Consider the following 5,400-nt stretch of genomic DNA (forward strand, 5'->3'; position numbering starts at 1 on the left):
GCCTCGGCGGATTCGTTATTGTGTTATTACAGCGGAACAGAATACGGTTCCGGAGAATTGCGTTTGCTTTTATCGGCAACATTAGACCGCAGCAGTATTCCGGATTACTTTATTTATCTGGAAGAATTTCCTTTGACCTTAAACGGGAAAGTAGACAAACGTGCCTTACCAAAACCTTCAGAATTATTGCGAGGCAGTAATTACGAAGCACCAGTCGGAACGATTGAAACTTCCTTAAGCGGAATCTGGGCAGAATTATTAAGCATTCCGCAAAGCAGTATTGGAAGAAACGATTCATTTTTTGATTTAGGAGGTTCGTCTTTAAAAGCGATTCAGTTAATATCGAGAGTGTATAAAAATCAAGAAGTGCAGTTGAGCATTGGGGAAATTTTCAACCATTCCACCTTAAAAGCACAGGCTTCCTTACTAGCAGCATCAAAAGGAAATACTTACAACGCTATTGAAAAAATAGCAGAACAGGAGGATTATGCCTTGTCACACGGGCAGCGTCGTTTGTGGGTTTTAGATCAGTTGCAGGAAGATTTTACAGCCTATAGCCGTCCGATAAGTTATGATATGCAAGGTACATTAGACCTTACTGCTTTAACGGAGTCTTTTAGAAAATTAATCGAACGCCACGAGAGTTTACGAACCATCTTTATCGTAAAAGACGGGGAGCCGCGTCAGTTGATACAAGCTGTGGAAACCATCCATTTTGAGATTCCCGTAACAGATGTATCGCACAGCGAAAACAAAGAAAACGCTATTGAAGAAGTTTTAACTGCAATGGCTGTTTCTCCTTTTGATTTAGCAAAAGGCCCCTTGTTTAAAGCAGTGGTATTAAAATTAGGAAACGACCAGCATCGTTTGTTATTTGCTATTCATCATATTATTTCTGATGAATGGTCAATGCAGGTTCTGGTACGTGATTTAATAAGTGCTTATAATACGATTGTTGCTTCAGCAGCCTCTTCTTTGGCAGCCTTACCAATTCAATACAAAGATTATGCGGCCTGGCAGTTACAGGAACTCTCAACAGGAAAATTAGCAGATTCCCGTAACTACTGGCTGACAAAACTAGGAGGAGAATTGCCTGTACTGGACTTACCATCAGATTATGTGCGTCCGTCGGTACAAACTTATAACGGGGCACAGACGCATGTTGTTTTTTCAGAAGCGACAAGTCAGGCTTTTAAACAGTATATAAAAGAACAGGACAGTACGCTGTTTATGGGACTTGTTTCACTAATTAAAGTATTGTTGTACCGATATAGCGGACAAGAAGATATCATTGTTGGAACCCCAATAGCAGGAAGAGAACACTCCGATTTAGAGCATCAGATTGGATTTTATATCAACAATCTGGCCTTACGAACCAAATTTGAAGGGAATGGAAGTTTTACAAATCTGTTGCAATTGGTCAAACAAACGTGTCTGGAAGGGTATGATAATCAATCCTATCCGTTTGATTTACTGGTAGACGAACTGGAGCTTTCCAGGGACTTAAGCCGCTTTCCGCTATATGATGTAGTGGTTGTACTGGCAAACGATCAGTCCGCATCGGAAGAAATAGAAGAAATGGAAGGTTTATCAGTGTCTTCAGTGCGTGTAGCGGTAAACACCAGTTTATACGACCTTACTTTTTGGTTTAAGGAAGATACGTCAGGACAAATTAGTGCTCACATTGAATACAACACCGATATTTATAGTGCGGAACGCATTAACCGATTAGGTTTTCACTTGGGAAAACTACTGGATAGTATTGTCAGCGATAGTAGCCTTTCGTTAGATCAGTTACCATTAATTGAAGCAGAAGAGCATACCGCCTTACTGGAAAAATACCAGGGAGAAATCGTTTCCCAGTCTTCATTGACTACGCTTATTTCACTTTTTGAAGCACAGGCCGACGAACAAAAAGAGGCCATAGCTGTAAGGTATGAAGGTAGCAAACTTAGTTATCAGGAACTGGAAGAACGCTCGAATGCCGTAGCCCATTATTTGCAAACTCAGCATGCTATTGGTAAGGGAAGTATTGTGGGGATCCTACAGGACAGAAGTAAGGATTTGGTAATAAGTATTTTAGGAATCTTAAAAGCCGGAGGTGCCTACTTACCAATCGATCGTAACTATCCATCCGATCGTATTGCGTATATGCTAAGGGATGGAAATGTATCCTTAGTAATTACCGATACAGCGATCACGGAATATGAAGTGACAAGCGTAAACAGTACCGATTTAAAAGAAATAGTAGAAAACCATCCAAAAACGCGATTGCATACAGCGGTAAGCGGAGAAGATCTGGCTTATGTAATCTACACCTCCGGTTCGACAGGAAGACCAAAAGGAGTGATGATTTCCCATAGCGCAGTAGTCAATTATTTAAATTGGGCCAATGAAAATTATTATAAAAACGAAGCAGACTATCCGGGTTGTTTATTCACATCATTATCTTTCGACTTAACTGTTACAAGTTTATGGAGCGGGTTGTTACGTGGTGATGTATTGGAAATTTTATCTTCCAAAGAAGACGATTTTGCCACGTTGCAAAAAGTATTCAGCAGCAATTCCATCCGGACAGTAAAACTAACACCTTCGCACATACAGGTACTGGCAGGTTTAGATTTGACAAGTACCCATATTGCCGTTGCAATTGTCGGAGGAGAACGTTTAACGGCCCATCATGTTTCCATCCTAAAAGGGTTAAATCCTTCGATGAAAATCTACAACGAATATGGTCCAACCGAAACAACGGTAGGGTGCAGTGTAGCATTGGTAGAACAGGAAAATACAATTACGATTGGCCGCCCGATCAGCAATACCTCATTATATGTTTTAGATTCCAACCATCAATTGGTACCCATTGGCGTTCAGGGAGAGTTATACATAGGAGGTGCAGGGGTGTTCAAAGGTTATATCGGAAATGAAGCTTTAACTGCAGAACGTACGTTATCAAATCCGTTTAGAGAAGGAATGCTCTACAAAACAGGAGATACCGTAAGCTGGGATAACGAAGGAAACTTACGCTATCACGGAAGAAAAGACGATCAGGTAAAAATACAGGGACACCGTATTGAACTGGGCGAACTAAGTGCGATAATAGCAGAAAGCAATTTACTGGAGCAATTTGAAGTACTGGTGGTTTCAGACGGAGTACTTCCATCATTGGTGGTATACTACATTGGCTCAGAGGAAAAAGCAGGCGAGGTCAAAGCCTGTCTGGGAGCCCGTTTACCATCGTACATGGTGCCTCATTATTATGTAGGTATGGAAGAATTTCCATTGACGACCAACGGAAAATTAGACCAGTCAAAATTGCCATCTCCACAGGGAGTTTCAGCAAAAATATATAGTGCGCCAGAAACAGCTACGGAAAAACAGCTGGCAAAAATCTGGTCAGAATTACTATTAGTGCAGCAGGTTGGGGCAGAAGACAACTTCTTTGAATTAGGCGGAAATTCACTTAAAGCCATACGATTGGTATCGATGGTCGCCAAAGAGCAGTCTGTAAAAATTGTACTGAAAGATATTTTTGCAACAAGCAGCCTGAGAGAATTAGCAAAACTAATAGACCAGCAGGAATCTACCGCACTGGTTGCCATAGAAAAGGTAGCAGATGCAGCGTACTATACTGCTTCCTACGCACAAAAACGCATGTGGACCTTAAATCAGTTTACAGAAGCAAGAGTGGCCTATAATACCTCAATGTCGTATTGGTTTCATGGAGACTTAAGTATCGAAGTATTAAATCAGGCATTTCTTGAATTAATAAACCGACATGAAATTCTGCGGACCGTATTCAAAATGATTGATGACGAAGTCAGACAGGTAGTACTGGACATTCATAATTTCTCTAAAGTAGTTGAATATATTGATTTGAGCGCTATTGAAAATGCCCGTGATCTGGTAAAAGAAAAACAACGTTTGGTAATAGAAAGTCCATTAGACTTAGAAAATGGGCCGTTAATTAAAGTGACTGTTTTTGAAGTTGCTGAAAACGAATATCTTTTTGTATTAGTAAACCATCATATTATTTCTGATGAATGGTCGGTTGAAATTTTAATTGACGAAATTAAATACATCTATAATAAAATCAGGACTGGAGAAAAATTAGGGCTTGAGCCATTGCCAATCCAGTACCGAGATTATGCAGCCTGGGAAGCAAAAGAATTGGAAAATGATAAATTATTGCATCATAAATCCTATTGGTTAAATGAATTATCCGGTGAAATTACGCCGTTGGAATTACCGACAGATTATACAAGACCACCTGTAAAAACGTTTTCCGGAGCACATTACAATTATCAATTTGAAACCAATAGCGCCAAAAACTTTACTAAGTTAATTACAGGCAGCGGAAATACGATGTTCATGGGCGTACTTTCAGTAGTAAAAATGCTTCTGTACCGCTACACCGGAACCGCAGACATCATTATCGGAACTCCGATCTCCGGCAGGGTACATTCCGATTTGGAAAATCAGTTAGGATTTTATCTGAACACCTTAGTGCTCAGAGACGAATTATCGGGCGACATGAGCTACGAAGCTTTACTGGCGCAGGTAAAAGAAACCTGTTTAAATGCTTACGAGCATCAATTGTATCCGTTTGACCTGTTGGTAGAAGAACTGGACGTTTCCAGAGATTTAAGTCATTCGCCGTTATTTGATGTCATGATTGTGTGGCAGGAGGGTAGTAGAGAATCTTCCGAAACTTTAGATAGCATAGAAATTATTGAAGATTCCGAAACATTCGTTAACAGCAAATTCGACATCACTTTTTACTTCAGTAAACAAAATGATAATTTGCAGCTAACGATTGAATACAACACGTCGTTATTCTCCGTTTCTCGAATCGCAAGAATGGCCTCGCACCTGGAAGAATTGTTAGCCTTAGTAGTTGCCGCTCCGCAGACCAGTATTGGGAAGTACAATTATTTGTCTGATGCGGAAAGTGCCAATATTCTAACAAATTTCAACGCTACGGCAAAAGATTATCCTTTAAGCGGCAGTTTCCTGACCCGATTCGAGCAAAATGTGAGCAGAACCCCGCAAGCCGTTGCGGTATATTATGCAGATCGAAAATTAAGTTACGAAGCATTAGATGCCGCTGTCAACCAATTGTCGAATTATCTGAAAGAGCGCTACGGCATCAAACAAGGCGATTGTGTAGGTTTATTGCTGGACCGCAGCGAATGGATGTTAATCTCAATGTTAAGTATCCTGAAACTGGGCGGTATTTACCTGCCTATTGATAAAAGTTACCCGACTTCAAGAATCAGTTACATCTTAGAAGATGGCCGTGCAGCGTTACTAATTTCAGATACACCGTATACAGATGAATCGGGGATTAATGTAATGATTCTGCCGGAGCATATAGAAAAACTTTCCGATTACAGCAGTGAA

The 5,400-nt window shown here is 40.4% G+C and carries 1 protein-coding gene; it reads left to right on the forward strand.

Going from position 1 to position 5,400, the window contains the following annotated elements; all coding sequences use genetic code 11:
- The coding region (locus GJU43_RS22620; protein ID WP_154344171.1) for a non-ribosomal peptide synthetase at window positions 1–5,400 on the forward strand (5,400 nt) is incomplete at both ends.

Source organism: Flavobacterium sp. LC2016-23, assembly GCF_009674775.1.
Taxonomy (GTDB): Bacteria; Bacteroidota; Bacteroidia; order Flavobacteriales; family Flavobacteriaceae; genus Flavobacterium.